Genomic DNA, 17,403 nt, shown 5'->3' on the forward strand with positions numbered 1-17,403 from the left:
GACGCACCTTGTCAGGTGGCGTCAGTTGGAGACCTCGCCCTTGATGAACTTCTCGACGTTGTCGCGGGCCTCGTCGTCGAAGTACTGGACCGGCGGGGACTTCATGAAGTACGAGGACGCGGAGAGGATCGGGCCGCCGATGCCGCGGTCCTTGGCGATCTTCGCAGCGCGGACGGCGTCGATGATGACACCGGCCGAGTTCGGGGAGTCCCAGACCTCGAGCTTGTACTCCAGGTTCAGCGGAACGTCACCGAAGGCGCGGCCCTCGAGGCGCACGTACGCCCACTTGCGGTCGTCCAGCCAGGCCACGTAGTCCGACGGGCCGATGTGGACGTTGTCCGCACCGAGCTCGCGGTCACGGATCTGCGAAGTGACGGCCTGGGTCTTGGAGATCTTCTTGGACTCGAGGCGCTCACGCTCGAGCATGTTCTTGAAGTCCATGTTGCCGCCGACGTTCAGCTGCATCGTGCGGTCCAGGACAACGCCCCGGTCCTCGAACAGCTTCGCCATCACGCGGTGCGTGATGGTGGCGCCGACCTGCGACTTGATGTCGTCGCCGACGATCGGGACACCGGCCTCGGTGAACTTGTCCGCCCACTCCTTGGTGCCGGCGATGAAGACCGGGAGGGCGTTGACGAACGCGACCTTGGCGTCGATGGCGCACTGCGCGTAGAACTTCGCAGCGACCTCGGAGCCGACGGGCAGGTAGCAGACCAGGACGTCGACCTGGCGGTCCTTGAGGACCTGGACGACGTCGACCGGGGCCTCGGTCGACTCCTCGATGGTCTCGCGGTAGTACTTGCCGAGCCCGTCGTGGGTGTGGCCGCGCTGGACGGTCAGTCCGGTGCTCGGCACGTCGCAGAGCTTGATGGTGTTGTTCTCGCTGGCGCCGATGGCGTCCGAGAGGTCGAGGCCGACCTTCTTCGCGTCGACGTCGAAGGCGGCGACGAACTCGACGTCCCCTACGTGGTAATCGCCGAACTGGACGTGCATCAGACCGGGCACCTTGCCGGCCGGATCGGCGTCCTTGTAGTACTCGACGCCCTGGACCAGCGAGGCGGCGCAGTTGCCCACGCCGACGATGGCTACGCGAACCGAACCCATTCCGGTTGCTCCCTGTGTGTAATGGATGTTCCTGATGAGGCCCCGCGGATCTGCGGGGACCTCACTTGGCGGTGTCGCCGGACGGATCCGGCGGGTTGTCGTCCCGCCGGGGCAGGCCGTCCGGCTCTCCTGCGGTGTTCTGCTGAGCTGAGCCCTCGGGCGAGGATCGTCGCTGATCCCGCCCCGATCGCTCGCTCTCGATGAGCTCGTTCAGCCAGCGCACTTCGCGCTCCACGGACTCCATGCCGTGTCGCTGAAGCTCAAGTGTGTAGTCGTCGAGACGCTCACGGGTGCGGGCCAGAGAGGCGCTCATCTTCTCGAGGCGTTCCTCCAGCCGGCTGCGACGGCCTTCGAGCACCCGCATCCGCACCCCGTGCTCCGTCTGTCCGAAGAAGGCGAAACGAGCAGCGAAGTGCTCGTCCTCCCAGGAGTCGGGGCCGGTGTGCGAGAGCAGCTCTTCGAAGTGCTCCTTACCTTCCGCCGTCAATCGATAAACGATCTTGGCGCGGCGCCCTGCCAGAGAAGAGGCGGGGGCGACCGCACGGCCGGAGCCGGGCGGAAGGTCTGCTGGAGCGTTTCCCGGTTCCTCGATCAACCAGCCGTTGGCGACCAGCGTCTTGAGGCAGGGATAGAGAGTTCCGTAACTGAAGGCACGGAAGATCCCCAGCGATGTGTTGAGACGTTTACGCAGCTCATAGCCGTGCATAGGGGACTCACGGAGCAGTCCGAGGACAGCGAACTCGAGGATGCCGGAGCGTCTGCTCAACCTCGCCTCCTCCTTCTCCGAGTGTTTCCGCTTGTTCCTGTGCCGAGCTGTATGCCGAGCCGATGTACCGAGCTGATGTATCGACTCGATACATCAGCACGATAGATCGGACTCTCCGCCGGAACAAGTGGGGCCTTAGTGAGCGGCGTCACATCGCTAATTCTTAGGAACCGACTTGCGTAATTTGAGGTGAAGTTCGGTCCTGGGAGGGTTTTGACCGTGCGTAGTCTGTGCGGCATGCCGACCACCGGGAACCGCGTGACGCCCGACCGCGTCAGTCTCCGCGGACTGACCGGTTGCACTGCGGACGAGCCTGTCGCAGGGCTGGTCCGTAATTCGGGGGACCGGATCTCAACTGCCGCTTCCAGGCGTTCTCGCCTGCCCGAGGAGTAGTCGTTCGATGAGCGAGCACCGTCGCAAAATGCCGCAACCGCAAGGGGGCGGGCGCGCCGCGGCCAGACGAGCCGCCCCGCAGTCCCCAGGACGCCGCGCGGCACCGTCACGCGGAGTGACTTCTGAATCACCTTCCGGTTCGCACGGCGGGGACACCCCTTACGGCGGGCGTGCCGCCGCGAGACGGGCCGCCCAGCGCGGCGGTGGTGGCCGCGGTGGTTCCGACGGCGGAGGACGGCGTCGTGGCGGTGGCGGCGACGGGCCGGAGGGCCCCGGCCGGGGCCGCGGGCGAGGAAACCAGCGCCCGGTCAAGAAGCGCTTCATCGACTACCCGCGGGCCGGCAAGGATGGCGCGTGGCGCTGGGTGCCGTCGTGGAAGCTGGTCTCCAGCCTGTGCATCGGCTTCCTCGGCCTTCTGATGGGTGTCGCCGGTCTCGCGTACGCGATGGTCGCCAAGCCCGACGTGAAGGCGGCCGCGAAGGCGGAGAACAACGTCTACTACTGGGCCGACAACAAGCAGATGGTCGCCGCCGGCGGTGAGGTCAACCGCCAGGTGATCGGCTACGAGCAGATTCCCGAAGCGATGCGCAACGCCGTCATCTCGGCGGAGAACAAGTCCTTCGACCACGACAAGGGCATCGACCCGATGGGTATCGCCCGCGCCCTGTTCAACATGGCCAAGGGCGGCCAGACACAGGGTGGCTCGACCATCACCCAGCAGTACGTCAAGAACTCGCGGCTCTCCCAGGAACAGACCCTGAGCCGGAAGTTCGAGGAGCTCTTCATCACGCTGAAGGTCGGCAAGGAGGAGAGTAAGAAGAAGGTCATGGCCGGGTACCTCAACGTCTCGTACTACGGACGGGGCGCGTCAGGTCTCCAGGCGGCCGCCCGTACGTACTACGGCAAGGACGCCAAGGACCTGGACCCGAGCGAGTGCGCCTTCCTGGCGACCCTGCTCAAGGGCGCCGGCTACTACGACCCGGCCGGTGTACCGGAGGTCGACGCGAAGGAAGCCACCGCGGCGAAGAATCTGGACCGGGCGACGACGCGCTGGCGCTGGATCCTCGACGAAGAGGTGAAGGACGGCCGGATGAAGCAGTCCGACCGCGACAAGTACCAGGATTTCCCGATGCCCGATCCGCCGAAGAAGGCAGCCCAGCTGGGCGGCCAGACCGGCTACCTGGTCGATCTGGCGAAGGCCTACTTCCTCAACAACAACACCAGGGGCGTCACCGCCGAAATGCTCGACCAGGGCGGGTACGAGATCCACACGACCTTCGACAGGAAGAAGGTCAATCAGCTCAACGCGGCCGTCAAGAGGGTCTACGACGAGAAGATCGACCCCAAGAAGCGCCCCGGCAAGGACACTCACGTCCAGTTCGGTGGCGGGTCGATCGATCCGGAGACCGGTGCCATCAAGGCGATCTACGGTGGCAAGGACGCGACCCAGCACTACACCAACAACGCCGACCCGACGGGCGCGGCGGTCGGTTCGACCTTCAAGCCCTTTGTGCTGGCAGCCGCGATGGAGTATGGAAAGCGAGACCCCGCGGGCACCCAGGACCAGGGGGAGTCACAGCGCACAAAGGTCTCGCCGAAGAGCATCTACAACGCCGACAACAAACTCAAGATCAAGAAGTACAACGGCGACATCTGGACCGACGAGAACGGCAAGGAGTGGCTGCAGACCAACGACGGGAACGAGTCGCACGGCGACATCACCCTTCGTGAGGCCATGCAGTGGTCCGCCAACTCCCCGTACGTTCAGCTGGGCATGGACGTGGGCACCGACAAGGTGAAGAAGGCGGCCATGGCGGCCGGTCTGAAGGACGACAGGAACATGGCGGACTCGAACGTTCCGTCGTTCTCCATCGGTACGTCCTCGCCGAGCGTGATCCGGATGGCCGGCGCGTACGCCACGTTCGCGGCCAGTGGCCAGCAGCGTGAGCCGTTCTCGGTCACTGAGGTGAAGAAGGGCGGCAACACGATCTACCGGCACAAGACGGTCACCAAGCGCGCCTTCGACCCTGTCGTCGCCGACAACGTGACCGACGTCCTCAAGAACGTCGTCGAGAAGGGAACGGGTACGCCCGCCAAGCTCCCGGGCCGCGATGTGGCGGGCAAGACGGGTACGACGGACGACAACCTCTCCGCCTGGTTCGTCGGCTACACCCCGCAGCTGTCGACCGCGATCAGCATGTACCGGCTGGACGACAACGAGAAGCACAAGAACCGCAAGTTCGAGAAGATGTACGGGACCGGCGGTGAGGATAAGATCCACGGCGCCTCGTTCCCGGCCCAGATCTGGCACGACTACATGGCCGAAGCCATGAAGAACCAGAAGGTCGTGGCGTTCCCGAAGGCGGAGCCGATCGGCGAGACGCTCTACGGGGGCGGCGCGAACAGCCCCGAGCCGACGCCCAGCTACACGCCCCCCGAGTCCGAGTCCCCGTCCCCGTCGCCGTCCGACACGTCCTCGCCGAGTGCTCCGGTTCCGCCGTCGCCCGACCCGTCCGAGACCTGCAGCGTATGGGACCGGAACTGCCAGAACGACAGTGGCGGTACGTCTGAGGGCTGGGACAGCGGTGGCACCGGTCCCGGCACGACCGGCGGGGAATCGGGCGGCACACCCGGCACCTCGACCGGTGGGGCGGCTGACGGCGGTGGCGGCTCCAGCCCGCCCCCCGGCGACGGTGGCAATGGAAACGGAAACGGAAACGGCAACGGAAGCACCGGTTTCTTCGGCGGCCCGGCCGGGTAGCGCCCGGCCGGCAGTGCACCCCGCCCGGCCCGCAGGCCGGCGCGAGGTGGTCCGAGAACCATGACGAGGGCCGCCGCACCCCGAGGTGCGGCGGCCCTCGACGTTTGCACGGCCCGGTACGGCAGGATGTGCGGCATGCCAAGTGCAGAGGACACGAGCGTGCATCAGGAACAGTCCGTCGTACGGCCCACGCGCGAGGACGAGATCGCCGCGGCCGGCAGCGAGCTGATCGGCGGGAGGTCGGGCCGCTGGACGCGGCTCGGCAGCACCGCGCTCACCCCCGTGGGCGCCGTCGCGCTGGTGGCGATCGGGATGTTCGCGCTCGGCATGGTGCAGAAGCTGCCCTGTTACAACTGGGCATGGTTCCAGGGCGCCGGCTCCCAGTACACCCACGCCTGCTACTCGGACATTCCGCATCTGTACGCCGGACGCGGCTTCTCCGACGGCCTGGTGCCGTACTTCGACCGGCTGCCCGGCGACATGCAGTACCTGGAATACCCCGTTCTGACGGGGGTGTTCATGCAGATCGCGTCCTGGCTGACCCCGGGCGGTTCGATCCAGCACCAGGAGCAGGTGTACTGGCTGGTCAACGCCGGCATGCTGATGATCTGCACCGCGATCATCGCCGTCTGTGTCGCGCGCACGCACCGCCGCCGCCCCTGGGACGGCCTCCTGGTGGCGCTCGCGCCGGCCTTCGCCCTCACCGCCACGATCAACTGGGACCTGCTGGCCGTCGCCCTCACGGCCGCGGCGATGCTGATGTGGTCCAGGAGCCGCCCGGTGGCGTTCGGCATCCTGATCGGGCTGGCCACGGCCGCCAAGCTGTATCCCGTGCTGCTGCTGGGCCCGGTCTTCGTGCTGTGCTGGCGGGCGGGGAAATGGCGGGAGTTCTGGGTGGCGACGCTCGGCGCGGCGGCATCCTGGCTGGTGGTCAACCTGCCGGTGATGGTGCTCGCGCCCGAGGGGTGGAAGAAGTTCTACACCTTCAGCGAGGAACGCTCGATCGACTTCGGCTCCTTCTGGCTGATCATCACACAGCGCACCGGTGAGCCCATCGAGGTCAGCACGGTCAACACCGTCTCGACCCTGGCGACGGTCGCGCTGTGCGCCGCCATCGGCGCGCTGACGCTGGCAGCGCCGCGCAGGCCGCGGTTCGCGCAGCTCGCGTTCCTCGTCGTGGCGGTGTTCATCCTCGTCAACAAGGTCTATTCACCGCAGTACGTGCTGTGGCTGATCCCCCTCGCCGCGCTGGCCCGGCCGCGCTGGCGGGACTTCCTGATCTGGCAGGCGTGCGAGGTCATGTACTTCCTGGGGATCTGGATGTACCTCGCCTACACGACGAGCGGCGACAAGCACCAGGGGCTGCCGACGGAGGGCTACCAGCTGGCGATCGCCCTGCACCTGCTGGGCACGCTGTACCTCTGCGCCGTGGTCGTACGGGACATTCTGATGCCGGAGCGCGACGGAGTACGGCGTGACGGATCGGACGATCCGTCGGGCGGGGTGCTCGACGGGGCGAAGGACGTCTTCGTGCTGGGGCGCTCGGCCGCGCGTCCGCCGAGCCATGCCGCGTTCGCGGCCGAGGGACCGCGCGTGGAGTGGGGCGCCGGAGGTACGACGACTGCCGACTGAGCACCGGCACGGGGCAGACGTTTCAGGGCCGCCGGAGATCCGGCGGCCCTGGGCGTCTCAGCGGTCGACGGTGTCTCAGTGGTCGACGAGGCGGTCGAACTGCGTGGTGGTGTGGCGCAGGTGGGCCACCAGCTCGTCACCGACCTTCGGCTCCTCGGCGTCCGAGGGCACGAACAGGATCGACACCTGCATGTGCGGCGGCTCGGCGAACCAGCGCTGCTTGCCGGCCCAGACGAAAGGCGACAGGTTGCGGTTGACGGTGGCCAGGCCCGCACGGGCGACGCCCTTGGCCCGCGGCATCACGCCGTGCAGGGCCTTCGGGGCCTCCAGGCCCACCCCGTGCGACGTACCGCCCGCGACGACCACCAGCCAGCCGTCGGAGGCGGCCTTCTGCTGCCGGTAGCCGAACCGGTCGCCCTTGACGACCCGCGTGACGTCGAGCACGGCACCCCGGTACTCCGTCGCCTCGTGATCGCCGAGCCAGAGACGGGTCCCGATGCGGGCACGGAAACGGGTCTGCGGGAACTGCTGCTGGAGCCGGCCCAGTTCCTCGGCCCGGAGATGGCTGACGAACATCGTGTGCAGTGGCAGCCGGGCGGCCCGGAGACGGTCCATCCAGGCGATGACCTCTTCGACGGCGTCCGAGCCGTCCGTACGGTCCAGCGGCAGATGCAGGGCGAAGCCTTCGAGACGTACGTCGTCGATGGCGGCGTGCAGTTGCCCGAGCTCCTCCTCCTTGACGCCGTGCCGCCTCATCGAGCTCATGCACTCGATGACGACCCGGGCGCCCACCAGGGCGTGCACTCCGTCCACGGACGACACGGAACGGATGACCCGGTCGGGCAGCGGCACCGGCTCCTCGCCCCTTCGGAACGGGGTGAGTACCAGCAGATCGCCGCTGAACCAGTCCTTGATCCGGGCTGCTTCGTAGGTGGTGCCGACCGCGAGCGTGTCGGAGCCGAAGCGGATCGCCTCGTCTGCCAGCCGTTCGTGGCCGAAGCCGTAACCGTTGCCCTTGCAGACCGGTACGAGGCCGGGGAACTGGTCGAGCACGGATTTCTGGTGCGCCCGCCAGCGCGCGGTGTCGACGTACAGGGAGAGCGCCATGGCCGGTCCGGAACCTTTCTGGTGGCAGCGGTGTATCAGAGGTATGAGGAGCTCGAGGAGCTTCTTGAAGAGCCCATTGAAACGAATGAAGCCGGTTTCGTCAGCCTTGTCTCACGGATCAGCGGCGGGACATGTAGATGTCGAGCGCCTTGTGCAGCAGCTTGTTGAGCGGGAAGTCCCACTCACCGAGGTATTCCGCCGCCTGACCGCCGGTGCCCACCTTGAACTGGATCAGGCCGAACAGGTGGTCGGTCTCGTCCAGTGAGTCGGAGATGCCGCGCAGGTCGTAGACGGTGGCGCCCATGGCGTACGAGTCACGGAGCATCCGCCACTGCATCGCGTTCGAGGGCCGGACCTCGCGCTTGTGGTTGGCCGAGGCGCCGTAGGAGTACCAGACGTGTCCGCCGACGATCAGCATGGTCGCGGCCGCGACGTTCTCGCCCTCGTGGCGGGCGAAGTAGAGCCGCATCCGGTTGGGGTCCTCGTTGTTGAGGGCCGTCCACATGCGCTGGAAGTAGCCGAGCGGGCGCGGCCGGAAGTGGTCTCGCTCGGCCGTGATCTCGTACAGCCGCTGCCACTCGGCGAGCTCCGCGTAGCTGCCCTGGACGACCTCGACACCGGCCTTCTCGGCCTTCTTGATGTTGCGTCGCCAGAGCTGGTTGAAGCCCTTGTGGACGTCTTCGAGCGAGCGGTTCGCCAGCGGCACCTGGAAGATGTAGCGGGGCTGTACGTCACCGAAACCGGCACCGCCGTCCTCTCCCTGCTGCCACCCCATCTTCCGCAGCCGGTCCGCGACTTCGAAGGCGCGGGGCTCGATATGGGTGGCCTCGACGTCGCGCAGGCGCTTCACGTCGGGGTCCTGGATACCGGCCTTGATCGCGTGGGCGTCCCAGCGGCGGATGACGACCGGCGGGCCCATCTTCACCGAGAAGGCGCCCTGCTGCTTGAGATGCGCCAGCATCGGCTGCAGCCAGTCGGCCAGGTTCGGGGCGTACCAGTTGATGACCGGGCCCTCGGGCAGATACGCGAGGTACCGCTTGATCTTCGGCAGCTGCCGGTAGAGCACCAGGCCGGCGCCGACGAGCTCGCCGCCCTTGTCGAACCAGCCCAGGCTCTCCGAGCGCCATTCGGCCTTCACATCCGCCCATGCCGGGACCTGCATGTGACTGGCCGCGGGCAGACTCTGGATGTACGCCAGATGCTGCTCTCGGCTGATGGTCCTCAGGGTCAGGCTCATGCGGGGCGCTCCTCGGCAGGTGTGTCCCCATCGGTCAGGGGCTCCGGCTCTCGCGCCGAAGCCTACTGTGACCGGGAAGCGCGCGGTCTGGCCCTGTCGTACCCGGACGGTTCCGGCAGCCGGTGCCGGGGGCGGCGTCCGGCCGGTACGCCGCCCCGAGCCCGTGCCGGGACCGCTGATTCCACCGCGCTCAGCCCACCAGACCGCCGAAGAGGCCGCCGTGGGCCATGCCCAGGAAGAACCCGATGGCCGAGGCTCCCATACCGAGGATCAGTACGAACCTCTCCCGCGTCGTCACGGAGATGTACTGCCCGAAGGCACCTGTGAGAATTCCGACGAGCCCGGCCCACGAGCTGATCAGATGCAGGCTGGAGAACATCGCCGTCACGAACGCGAGGACACCGAGAACCAGCGTCACCGCCATCAGGGTTTCCTGAAGAGGATGGGGCCTGCCGTCCGTGGCGAGCAGGGAGACAGAGGGGCGGGGTCGTCGCGCTACGTGTGCCATGGAGTACCTCCTGGCCGAAAGGCGGCGCATCGTGGCGCCGCTCACACCCGATGTGTACAGATTGCGTCCTCTGACCACCGGATTTCAACCGGAAGCCTGTCTACAGGTACTCTGTACGGTCTGCACCGGTGTCTGCCCAGGCCACCACAGGTCAGCCCCTTCTCGAAGGAGGGCGTTGTCAGTGGCGGCTGTTCTACTCGGAGACACTGTTGCTCACGCATCACGACCCTCCTGCCACGGAACGACCGTGGCCGCTGAGTCCAAAGGAGGTGGGTTCCACATGCGTCACTACGAGGTGATGGTCATCCTCGACCCCGATCTCGAGGAGCGAGCAGTCTCCCCGCTGATCGAGAACTTCCTCTCCGTCGTCCGTGAGGGCGAAGGAAAGGTTGAGAAGGTCGACACCTGGGGCCGTCGTCGTCTCGCTTACGAGATCAAGAAGAAGCCCGAGGGCATCTACTCGGTCATCGACCTGCAGGCCGAGCCTGCGGTCGTCAAGGAGCTCGACCGCCAGATGAACCTGAACGAGTCGGTCCTCCGGACCAAGGTCCTCCGTCCCGAGATCCACTGAGCATCTAGCTCAGCGGTTATCGGGTTCGAGTAGCAGCAAGCAGCCAGAAGCAATCCCCGCCGAGAGGTTCACCCATGGCAGGCGAGACCGTCATCACGGTCGTCGGCAATCTCGTCGACGACCCCGAGCTGCGCTTCACCCCGTCCGGTGCGGCGGTCGCGAAGTTCCGCGTCGCGTCCACTCCCCGCATCTTCGACCGGCAGACCAATGAGTGGAAGGACGGCGAAGGCCTGTTCCTCACCTGCTCGGTCTGGCGGCAGGCGGCGGAGAACGTCGCCGAGTCGCTCACGCGAGGCATGCGCGTTGTCGTGCAGGGCCGGCTGAAGCAGCGGTCGTACGAAGACCGCGAGGGCGTCAAGCGCACGGTCTACGAGCTGGACGTCGAGGAAGTCGGCCCCAGTCTCAAGAGCGCCACTGCCAAGGTCACCAAGACCACCGGTCGCGGTGGCCAGGGCGGCCAGGGCCAGGGTGGATACGGCGGCGGTCAGCAGGGCGGCGGCAACTGGGGCGGCGGTCCCGGTGCTGGTGGCCAGCAGGGTGGTGGCGGTGCTCCCGCCGACGACCCGTGGGCCACGAGCGCGCCGTCCGGCGGCCAGCAGGGCGGGGGCCAGCAGGGCGGCGGAGGCGGCTGGGGCGGAAGCTCCGGCGGTTCCGGTGGCTCTGGTGCATCTGGCGGCGGCTACTCGGACGAGCCGCCCTTCTAAGGGCAGCTCGTACCCCCACTTCTTGATCACACAGGAGAAACACCATGGCGAAGCCGCCTGTGCGTAAGCCTAAGAAAAAGGTCTGCGCGTTCTGCAAGGACAAGACCCAGTACGTGGACTACAAGGACACGAACATGCTGCGGAAGTTCATTTCCGACCGTGGCAAGATCCGTGCCCGCCGCGTCACCGGCAACTGCACGCAGCACCAGCGTGACGTCGCCACGGCTGTCAAGAACAGCCGTGAGATGGCGCTGCTGCCCTACACGTCCACCGCGCGATAAGGGAAGGGTGACCGAATCATGAAGATCATCCTCACCCACGAGGTCTCCGGCCTCGGTGCTGCCGGCGACGTCGTTGACGTCAAGGACGGGTACGCCCGTAACTACCTGGTTCCGCGTGGCTTCGCCATTCGCTGGACCAAGGGTGGCGAGAAGGACGTGGCGCAGATCCGCCGCGCCCGCAAGATCCACGAGATCGCCACGATCGAGCAGGCCAACGAGATCAAGTCCAAGCTCGAGGCCGTGAAGGTCCGTCTGGCTGTTCGCTCCGGCGACGCCGGCCGTCTCTTCGGCTCCGTCACCCCGGCCGACATCGCCTCGGCGATCAAGGCTGCCGGTGGTCCGGACGTCGACAAGCGTCGCGTCGAGCTCGGCTCGCCGATCAAGACGCTCGGCGGACACCAGGTGTCCGTGCGTCTGCACCCCGAGGTCGCTGCGAAGCTCGGCATCGAGGTTGTTGCTGCCTGATCAGGCCGCATCCCAGCAGAACAGTGAAGGGCCGCACCTCTTGGGGTGCGGCCCTTCACCGTTTCCGGCTTCTGTTTCCAGTTTCGGCCGCGGCTGCGGTTTTGGCTTCAGTTTCGGCTTCGGCTTCGATTTCGGGAGACTGCTGGATCTCTGCCTGTTTCACGTGAAACAGGCAGAGATCCAGTGGCTCAGCGAGCGGCGCCGGTGACCAGCCACTTGCCCGATCGGGTGCGGAGCCAGAGCGTCGCCATGCGAACGACCATCATCAGAGTCATCGCGCACCACAGCGCCGTCAGCCCGCCGCCGAGGGTGGGAGTCAGCAGAGCCACCGGGGCGAAGACTGCAAGGGTGACGAGCATGGCCCAGGCCAGATACGGACCGTCCCCGGCGCCCATCAGTACGCCGTCCAGAACGAAGACGACTCCCGCGATCGGCTGGGTGAGGGCCACCACCAGCAAGGCGGGGAAGAGAGTGTCCTGGACGGACTGGTCACTGGTGAACAACGGCACGAACAGCGGGCGGGCGAGAACGATCAGTACGCCGAAGACCACGCCGGAGGCGACCCCCCACTGCACCATGCGGTGGCAGGCCTCACGCGCGCCCTTTGTGTCAGCGGCGCCAAGATACCGTCCGATGATGGCCTGCCCGGCGATGGCGATGGCGTCCAGCGCGAAGGCCATCAGGCTCCAGAGCGAGAGAATGATCTGATGCGCGGCTATGTCGGTGTCGCCCAGCCGGGCGGCGACGGCGGTGGCGATGAGCAGGACGGCGCGGAGCGACAGCGTACGGACCAGGAGGGGCACGCCTGCCTGGGCGCTGGCCCTGATGCCCGCGGCGTCGGGTCGCAGAGAGGCGCCGTGCCGTCGGGCCCCGCGGACCACCACGATGAGATAGGCGACCGCCATCGAGATCTGTGCGATCACCGTGCCCCAGGCCGATCCGGCAATGCCGAGTCCGGCGCCGTAGACGAGGCCCGCGTTGAGGGCTCCGTTGGCGGCGAAGCCGCCGATGGCGACATAGAGCGGGGTGCGGGTGTTCTGCAGCCCCCGGAGCACACCGGTCGCGGCCATCACCACGAGCATGGCGGGGATGCCGAGGCTGGAGATCCTCAGATAGGTGGTGGCGTAGGGGGCCGCGGTGTCGGAGGCGCCGAAGACCTCCACGAGCCAGGGGGCCAGGGGGAGCGTCAGGGCGATGACAGCGAGGCCGAGCAGGATCGCCAGCCAGATGCCGTCCATGCCCTGGCGGATCGCGGAGGTCAGGTCCCCGGCGCCGACCCGTCGGGCGACGGCTGCCGTGGTGGCGTAGGCGAGGAAGACGAAGATGCTCACGGCGGTCGTCAGCAGGGCCGCGGCGACGGCCAGGCCGGCCAGTTGCGGGGTCCCGAGATGGCCGACGATGGCGCTGTCGACCATGACGAAAAGGGGCTCGGCCACGAGCGCGCCGAAGGCGGGAACCGCGAGCGCGATGATCTCGCGGTCGTGCCGACGGCGACTGGGTGGCGGGCTCGCCGGTGCCTGGGTCATGAGGGTCAATCTAATCTTCCACAGGTAACAGATGCAACCATCTATTGATCCTTACATTTGTTGGAGTTCGGTGTTCTGCTGCGCAGGGGTTGCCGTGATCTTGCGCCGACTCGGAAAGTTTTTCTCCCCCACAGCCAGTGGATGGGGAACGTGCAGGTCAGACCGGTGTTGGTGAGGGCGCTATGAGTTTGTCCACAGTGCTGTCCCCCGGTCCGTGCACAGGTTCTGCGTGGTTCTCCACAGCATCTGGTCCGTCGTCCACATGCCCTGTGGATAACCAGATTGGCGGACGGTGCCGGGAGGCCTACCGTGGTGCGGCGCCCACACCCCGTTTCGGCCCTGGAAACCCGCAGAAGCCAACACCCCGGAACCGGAGTCGAGCGTCTTGTTTGTCGGTGCCGTGCCGTAAGAAAGAGTGGCACGGCTAGGTCCGCGGAGCGGACGGGAGGAGGTGGCCGGATGAGTATCCCCGAGCCTTTGGACGACCCCTGGGCCGACACCGGTCCCAGTGACCGGCTTCCCGTTTCCCGCCAACGCCGGGGCGAGGGCCGGGACCGTGGTGAGCAGCACGACCGCGGCCAGGAGAGCAACGGCTGGGAAGGCGGTTCCCCGGGATTCGAGCGGGTGCCGCCCCAGGATCTCGACGCGGAACAGTCCGTCCTCGGCGGCATGCTCCTGTCCAAGGACGCCATCGCCGACGTCGTGGAGATCATCAAGGGCCATGACTTCTACCGCCCCGCCCATGAGACCGTCTTTCAGGCGATCCTCGACCTCTACGCCAAGGGCGAGCCGGCCGACCCGATCACAGTGGCGGCCGAACTCGTCAAGCGTGGCGAGATCACCAAGGTGGGCGGAGCCCCGTATCTGCACACCCTGGTCCAGTCGGTGCCGACCGCGGCCAACGCCTCGTACTACGCGGAGATCGTCCATGAACGTGCGGTACTCCGGCGTCTCGTCGAGGCCGGCACGAAGATCACGCAGATGGGATACGCGGCCGACGGCGATGTCGACGACATCGTCAACTCCGCACAGGCCGAGATCTACGCCGTCACCGAGCAGCGGACCAGCGAGGACTATCTGCCGCTCGGCGACATCATGGAGGCCGCACTCGACGAGATCGAGGCGATCGGTTCACGCAGCGGCGAGATGACCGGTGTTCCGACCGGCTTCACCGACCTCGACGCCCTGACCAACGGCCTCCACCCGGGCCAGATGATCGTCATCGCGGCCCGGCCCGCCATGGGTAAGTCCACGCTCGCCCTGGACTTCGCCCGGGCCTGTTCGATCAAGAGCAACCTGCCCAGCGTGATCTTCTCCCTGGAAATGGGGCGGAACGAGATCGCGATGCGGCTGCTGTCTGCCGAGGCGCGGGTGGCACTGCACCACATGCGCTCCGGAACCATGACCGACGAGGACTGGACGCGGCTGGCACGGCGGATGCCGGATGTCTCCGCCGCCCCGCTCTACATCGACGACTCCCCGAACCTTTCCATGATGGAGATCCGGGCGAAGTGCCGTCGCCTCAAGCAGCGCAACGATCTCAAGCTGGTGGTCATCGACTATCTGCAGCTGATGCAGTCCGGTGGCTCGAAGCGCGCCGAGAGCCGTCAGCAGGAGGTCTCGGACATGTCGCGAAACCTCAAGCTGCTGGCCAAGGAACTGCAACTGCCGGTCATCGCGCTCTCCCAGCTGAACCGTGGCCCCGAGCAGCGAACGGACAAGAAGCCGATGGTCTCCGACCTTCGTGAGTCCGGTTCCATCGAGCAGGACGCCGACATGGTGATCCTGCTGCACCGTGAGGACGCCTACGAGAAGGAGTCACCACGGGCGGGCGAGGCGGACCTGATCGTGGCCAAGCACCGTAACGGTCCGACGGCGACGATCACCGTCGCCTTCCAGGGGCATTACTCGCGCTTCGTGGACATGGCGCAGACCTGAACCGCCCCGGGTCAGGTAGAGACTCGATTCCGTGAAAGGATTGAGTCATGGCACGACCTTCCCGTTACCCGCTTGAGCTGCGCCGTCGCGCGGTGCGCATGTTTGCCGAGGTCCGCGGCGACTACCCGACCGAGACGGCAGCACTGCAGTCCGTTGCCGAAAAGTTGGACATCGGTTCCCGAGAGACGCTGCGGAACTGGGTGAAGCAGCACGAGATCGACGCCGGACAGCGGCCGGGGACGACGACGGAGGAGTCCGCCCAGCTCAAGGCGTTGAAGAAGGAGAACGCCGAGCTGAAGCGGGCGAACGACATCTTGAAGGCGGCGGCGTCTTTCTTCGCGGCCGAGCTCGACCGGCCACACACACGCTCGTAGCGTTCATCGACGAGCACCGGGACCGCTTCGGCGGGGTCGAGCCGATCTGCAGAACGCTCACCGAGCATGACTGCAAGATCGCCCCTTCCACGTACTACGCCTGCAAGAAACGCCTCGAAACTCCCTCGGCCCGTTCCGTGCGCGACGAGGGTCTCAAGGAGTGGATCCAGGACGTCTACACGTCCAACTACCGCGTCTACGGCGCGAGGAAGATCTGGCGCGAGCTGAACCGGCAGGGACATGCCGTGGCCCGCTGCACCGTCGAGCGCCTGATGCGCGAGCTCGGCATCCAGGGTGCGGTGCGCGGCAAGCGCGTCATCACCACCCTCCCCGGCGGACAGACCGAGCGGGCTCCCGATCTGGTCGACCGCGACTTCGTCGCCGCCGCCCCGAACCGGTGCTGGGTCGCGGACTTCACCCACGTGAAGACCTGGGCCGGTGTCGTCTACGTCGCGTTCGTCGTGGACACCTTCTCCCGCCGGATCGTCGGCCGGTCCGCCGCGACCGTGAAGGAGACGGTCTTCGTGCTGGACGCCCTGGAGATGGCGATCTGGCAACGCGACCGCGACGAACAGCCCGTCCGGCCGGGTGAGTTGATCCATCATTCCGACGCCGGGTCGCAATACACGAGTTTCCGGCTCGCCGAGCATCTGGACGCCGCCGGCATCGCCGCCTCGATCGGATCGGTCGGCGATGCCTACGACTGTCAGTCTGTTCGTACCGGATCCCGCAAGGATCGGGTAGTCCCGGCCGTGACGGTCTGACTCTTGCTTACGACCGACCCCACGGGTGTCCTGGCGTTGATCTGTCGACCGTCCGGCCGGGCACGCAACAAGCGCTGCCGCCGGACGGACGTGACCTCATAGGAGCCTGGAGCCAACTCGTCAAAGCGTCCCCGTGACAGTCCTGTCCCTCCGGCCGGCGACAGCGTGCACCCCACGCTACCGACCGAAGGGAACGCGGTGGACAACAACGAGCAGCACAGGTCCGGGCACGTCGTGATCGGCGTCGACACACACAAGCATGTGCACGTCGCTGCAGTGATGGACACGATCGGCGGGATCCGGGCGACCTTGACGATCCCCACCGACACCGGCGGATTCCAGCAACTCCTGGACTGGGCAGGCTCATACGGCAGGATTCTGGCCTTCGGAATCGAGGGCACCGGCTCCTACGGCGCCACCCTGGCCTCGTTCCTTCGACGGGCCGGGCACAAGGTGGTCGAGGCCGGCCGCCCGGACCGGCGGCTGCGACGGATGAACGGCAAGTCCGACACCCTGGACGCCGAGAACGCCGCCCGAGCCGTCCTGGCCGGGTTCGCGACGGCCACGCCCAAGAGCGCCGACGGTGAAGCCGAGATGATCCGGCAGCTCAAGATCGCCCATGACCAGGCCGTCGAGCAGCGCTCAGCGGCGATGGTCACCATGAAAGCGATGCTTGTCCACGCTCCTGACCCCTTGCGCAACGAGACCGCGGGCAAAACTCAAATCGCTCTGGCCCGGCACCTGGCGGGCCTGCGTCCTCGGCAGCTGGAGGGCCCAGAGGACGCACTGCGTCACGCCCTTCGAACACTGGCCAAACGGTGGCAGTACCTCGACGCCGAGGCCAAGGAACTGACGAAAATGATCGCTGAGCTGGTCCACCGTGCCGCCCCACAACTCCTCGAACCATTCGGCATCGGTGTGGACACCGCCGCGGAGATCCTCGTCGTGGCCGGCGACAACCCTGAACGCATCAAGTCCGAAGCCGCCCTCGCCAAGCTTGCGGGCATCGCTCCTGTGCCCACAGGCTCCGGCATGACCAGCGGCAGGCACCGCATCAACCACGGCGGCCACCGCCAGCTCAACGCCGCGAACTACCGGACCGTCATAGTCCGCATGCGATTCCACCAACCGACGATCGACTACGTCACCCGCCGCACCGCCGAGGGCAAGACGAAACGCGAGATCATCCGATGCCTCAAACGCTACGTCATCCGCGAGGTCTACCACCTGATCCGACCCGCACCACGGACCGTCCCCACAGTGAGTTGACAA

At 66.8% G+C, this 17,403-nt stretch carries 16 protein-coding genes; 10 read left to right on the forward strand and 6 right to left on the reverse strand.

Translation table 11 applies throughout. The features are described 5' to 3' along the window. Window positions 1-21 precede the first annotated feature (21 nt). Window positions 22-1,104: an inositol-3-phosphate synthase gene (locus FHX80_RS14190; RefSeq protein WP_145764529.1), complete on the reverse strand. Its 1,083-nt coding sequence runs from the start codon at window positions 1,102-1,104 to the stop codon at window positions 22-24. Window positions 1,105-1,165: 61 nt separating this feature from the next. Then, window positions 1,166-1,870, reverse strand: coding sequence for a PadR family transcriptional regulator (locus tag FHX80_RS14195; RefSeq protein WP_145764530.1), 705 nt, complete (start codon window positions 1,868-1,870; stop codon window positions 1,166-1,168). 400 nt (window positions 1,871-2,270) lie between these two features. Here FHX80_RS14195 and FHX80_RS14200 point away from each other — a divergent pair, with 400 nt between their 5' ends. Further along, window positions 2,271-5,024 (forward strand): transglycosylase domain-containing protein, encoded by a 2,754-nt coding sequence (locus FHX80_RS14200; protein WP_145764531.1) that lies wholly within the window; start codon window positions 2,271-2,273, stop codon window positions 5,022-5,024. 135 nt (window positions 5,025-5,159) lie between these two features. Then, window positions 5,160-6,656, forward strand: a complete 1,497-nt coding sequence (locus FHX80_RS14205) for a glycosyltransferase family 87 protein (protein WP_145764532.1) — start codon at window positions 5,160-5,162, stop codon at window positions 6,654-6,656. A gap of 75 nt (window positions 6,657-6,731) precedes the next feature. Here FHX80_RS14205 and FHX80_RS14210 read toward each other — a convergent pair whose 3' ends face one another. The 3 genes from FHX80_RS14210 to FHX80_RS14220 all read right to left on the reverse strand — a co-directional run bounded on the left by FHX80_RS14210 (window position 6,732) and on the right by FHX80_RS14220 (window position 9,508). Then, entirely contained in the window at window positions 6,732-7,763 is a 1,032-nt protein-coding gene (locus FHX80_RS14210) for an alanine racemase (RefSeq protein WP_145764533.1), read from the reverse strand. Between the two features lie 118 nt (window positions 7,764-7,881). Next, window positions 7,882-9,000 carry a lipid II:glycine glycyltransferase FemX gene (locus tag FHX80_RS14215; protein ID WP_145764534.1) on the reverse strand — a complete coding sequence of 373 codons (1,119 nt, stop codon included), beginning with the start codon at window positions 8,998-9,000 and terminating at the stop codon, window positions 7,882-7,884. A 190-nt stretch (window positions 9,001-9,190) separates the two neighbouring features. Next, on the reverse strand, window positions 9,191-9,508 hold the full coding sequence (locus FHX80_RS14220; protein ID WP_145764535.1) for a hypothetical protein: 318 nt from the start codon (window positions 9,506-9,508) through the stop codon (window positions 9,191-9,193). Window positions 9,509-9,788: 280 nt separating this feature from the next. Here FHX80_RS14220 and rpsF point away from each other — a divergent pair, with 280 nt between their 5' ends. From rpsF to rplI, 4 genes are all read left to right on the forward strand, one after another. Next, window positions 9,789-10,079, forward strand: a complete 291-nt coding sequence (rpsF, locus tag FHX80_RS14225; protein ID WP_018101872.1) for a 30S ribosomal protein S6 — start codon at window positions 9,789-9,791, stop codon at window positions 10,077-10,079. Between the two features lie 74 nt (window positions 10,080-10,153). Beyond that, window positions 10,154-10,783, forward strand: coding sequence for a single-stranded DNA-binding protein (locus FHX80_RS14230; protein ID WP_145764536.1), 630 nt, complete (start codon window positions 10,154-10,156; stop codon window positions 10,781-10,783). A 44-nt stretch (window positions 10,784-10,827) separates the two neighbouring features. Then, the gene (rpsR, locus tag FHX80_RS14235; protein ID WP_003967857.1) at window positions 10,828-11,064 is read left to right on the forward strand and encodes a 30S ribosomal protein S18; all 237 of its coding nucleotides are present in this window, start codon (window positions 10,828-10,830) and stop codon (window positions 11,062-11,064) included. An 18-nt stretch (window positions 11,065-11,082) separates the two neighbouring features. Beyond that, complete coding sequence (gene rplI / locus FHX80_RS14240; RefSeq protein ID WP_145764537.1) at window positions 11,083-11,529, forward strand: 50S ribosomal protein L9; 447 nt, start codon at window positions 11,083-11,085, stop codon at window positions 11,527-11,529. A gap of 188 nt (window positions 11,530-11,717) precedes the next feature. Here the strand turns inward: rplI and FHX80_RS14245 are convergent, their stop codons facing one another. Next, window positions 11,718-13,055: an MATE family efflux transporter gene (locus FHX80_RS14245; protein ID WP_145764538.1), complete on the reverse strand. Its 1,338-nt coding sequence runs from the start codon at window positions 13,053-13,055 to the stop codon at window positions 11,718-11,720. 459 nt (window positions 13,056-13,514) lie between these two features. On the opposite strand from FHX80_RS14245, the gene dnaB reads away from it, so the two are divergent. The 4 genes from dnaB (at window position 13,515) to FHX80_RS14265 (ending at window position 17,400) form a co-directional block, all read left to right on the forward strand. Further along, on the forward strand, window positions 13,515-14,993 hold the full coding sequence (gene dnaB, locus FHX80_RS14250; RefSeq protein WP_145764539.1) for a replicative DNA helicase: 1,479 nt from the start codon (window positions 13,515-13,517) through the stop codon (window positions 14,991-14,993). A gap of 47 nt (window positions 14,994-15,040) precedes the next feature. Beyond that, on the forward strand, window positions 15,041-15,367 hold the full coding sequence (locus FHX80_RS14255; protein ID WP_145764540.1) for a transposase: 327 nt from the start codon (window positions 15,041-15,043) through the stop codon (window positions 15,365-15,367). A 5-nt stretch (window positions 15,368-15,372) separates the two neighbouring features. Further along, window positions 15,373-16,131, forward strand: a complete 759-nt coding sequence (locus tag FHX80_RS14260; protein WP_244318574.1) for an IS3 family transposase — start codon at window positions 15,373-15,375, stop codon at window positions 16,129-16,131. Window positions 16,132-16,329: 198 nt separating this feature from the next. Next, entirely contained in the window at window positions 16,330-17,400 is a 1,071-nt protein-coding gene (locus FHX80_RS14265) for an IS110 family RNA-guided transposase (protein WP_167523537.1), read from the forward strand. Window positions 17,401-17,403: the final 3 nt, after the last annotated feature.

Source organism: Streptomyces brevispora, from assembly GCF_007829885.1.
GTDB classification, from domain to species: domain Bacteria; phylum Actinomycetota; class Actinomycetes; order Streptomycetales; family Streptomycetaceae; genus Streptomyces; species Streptomyces brevispora.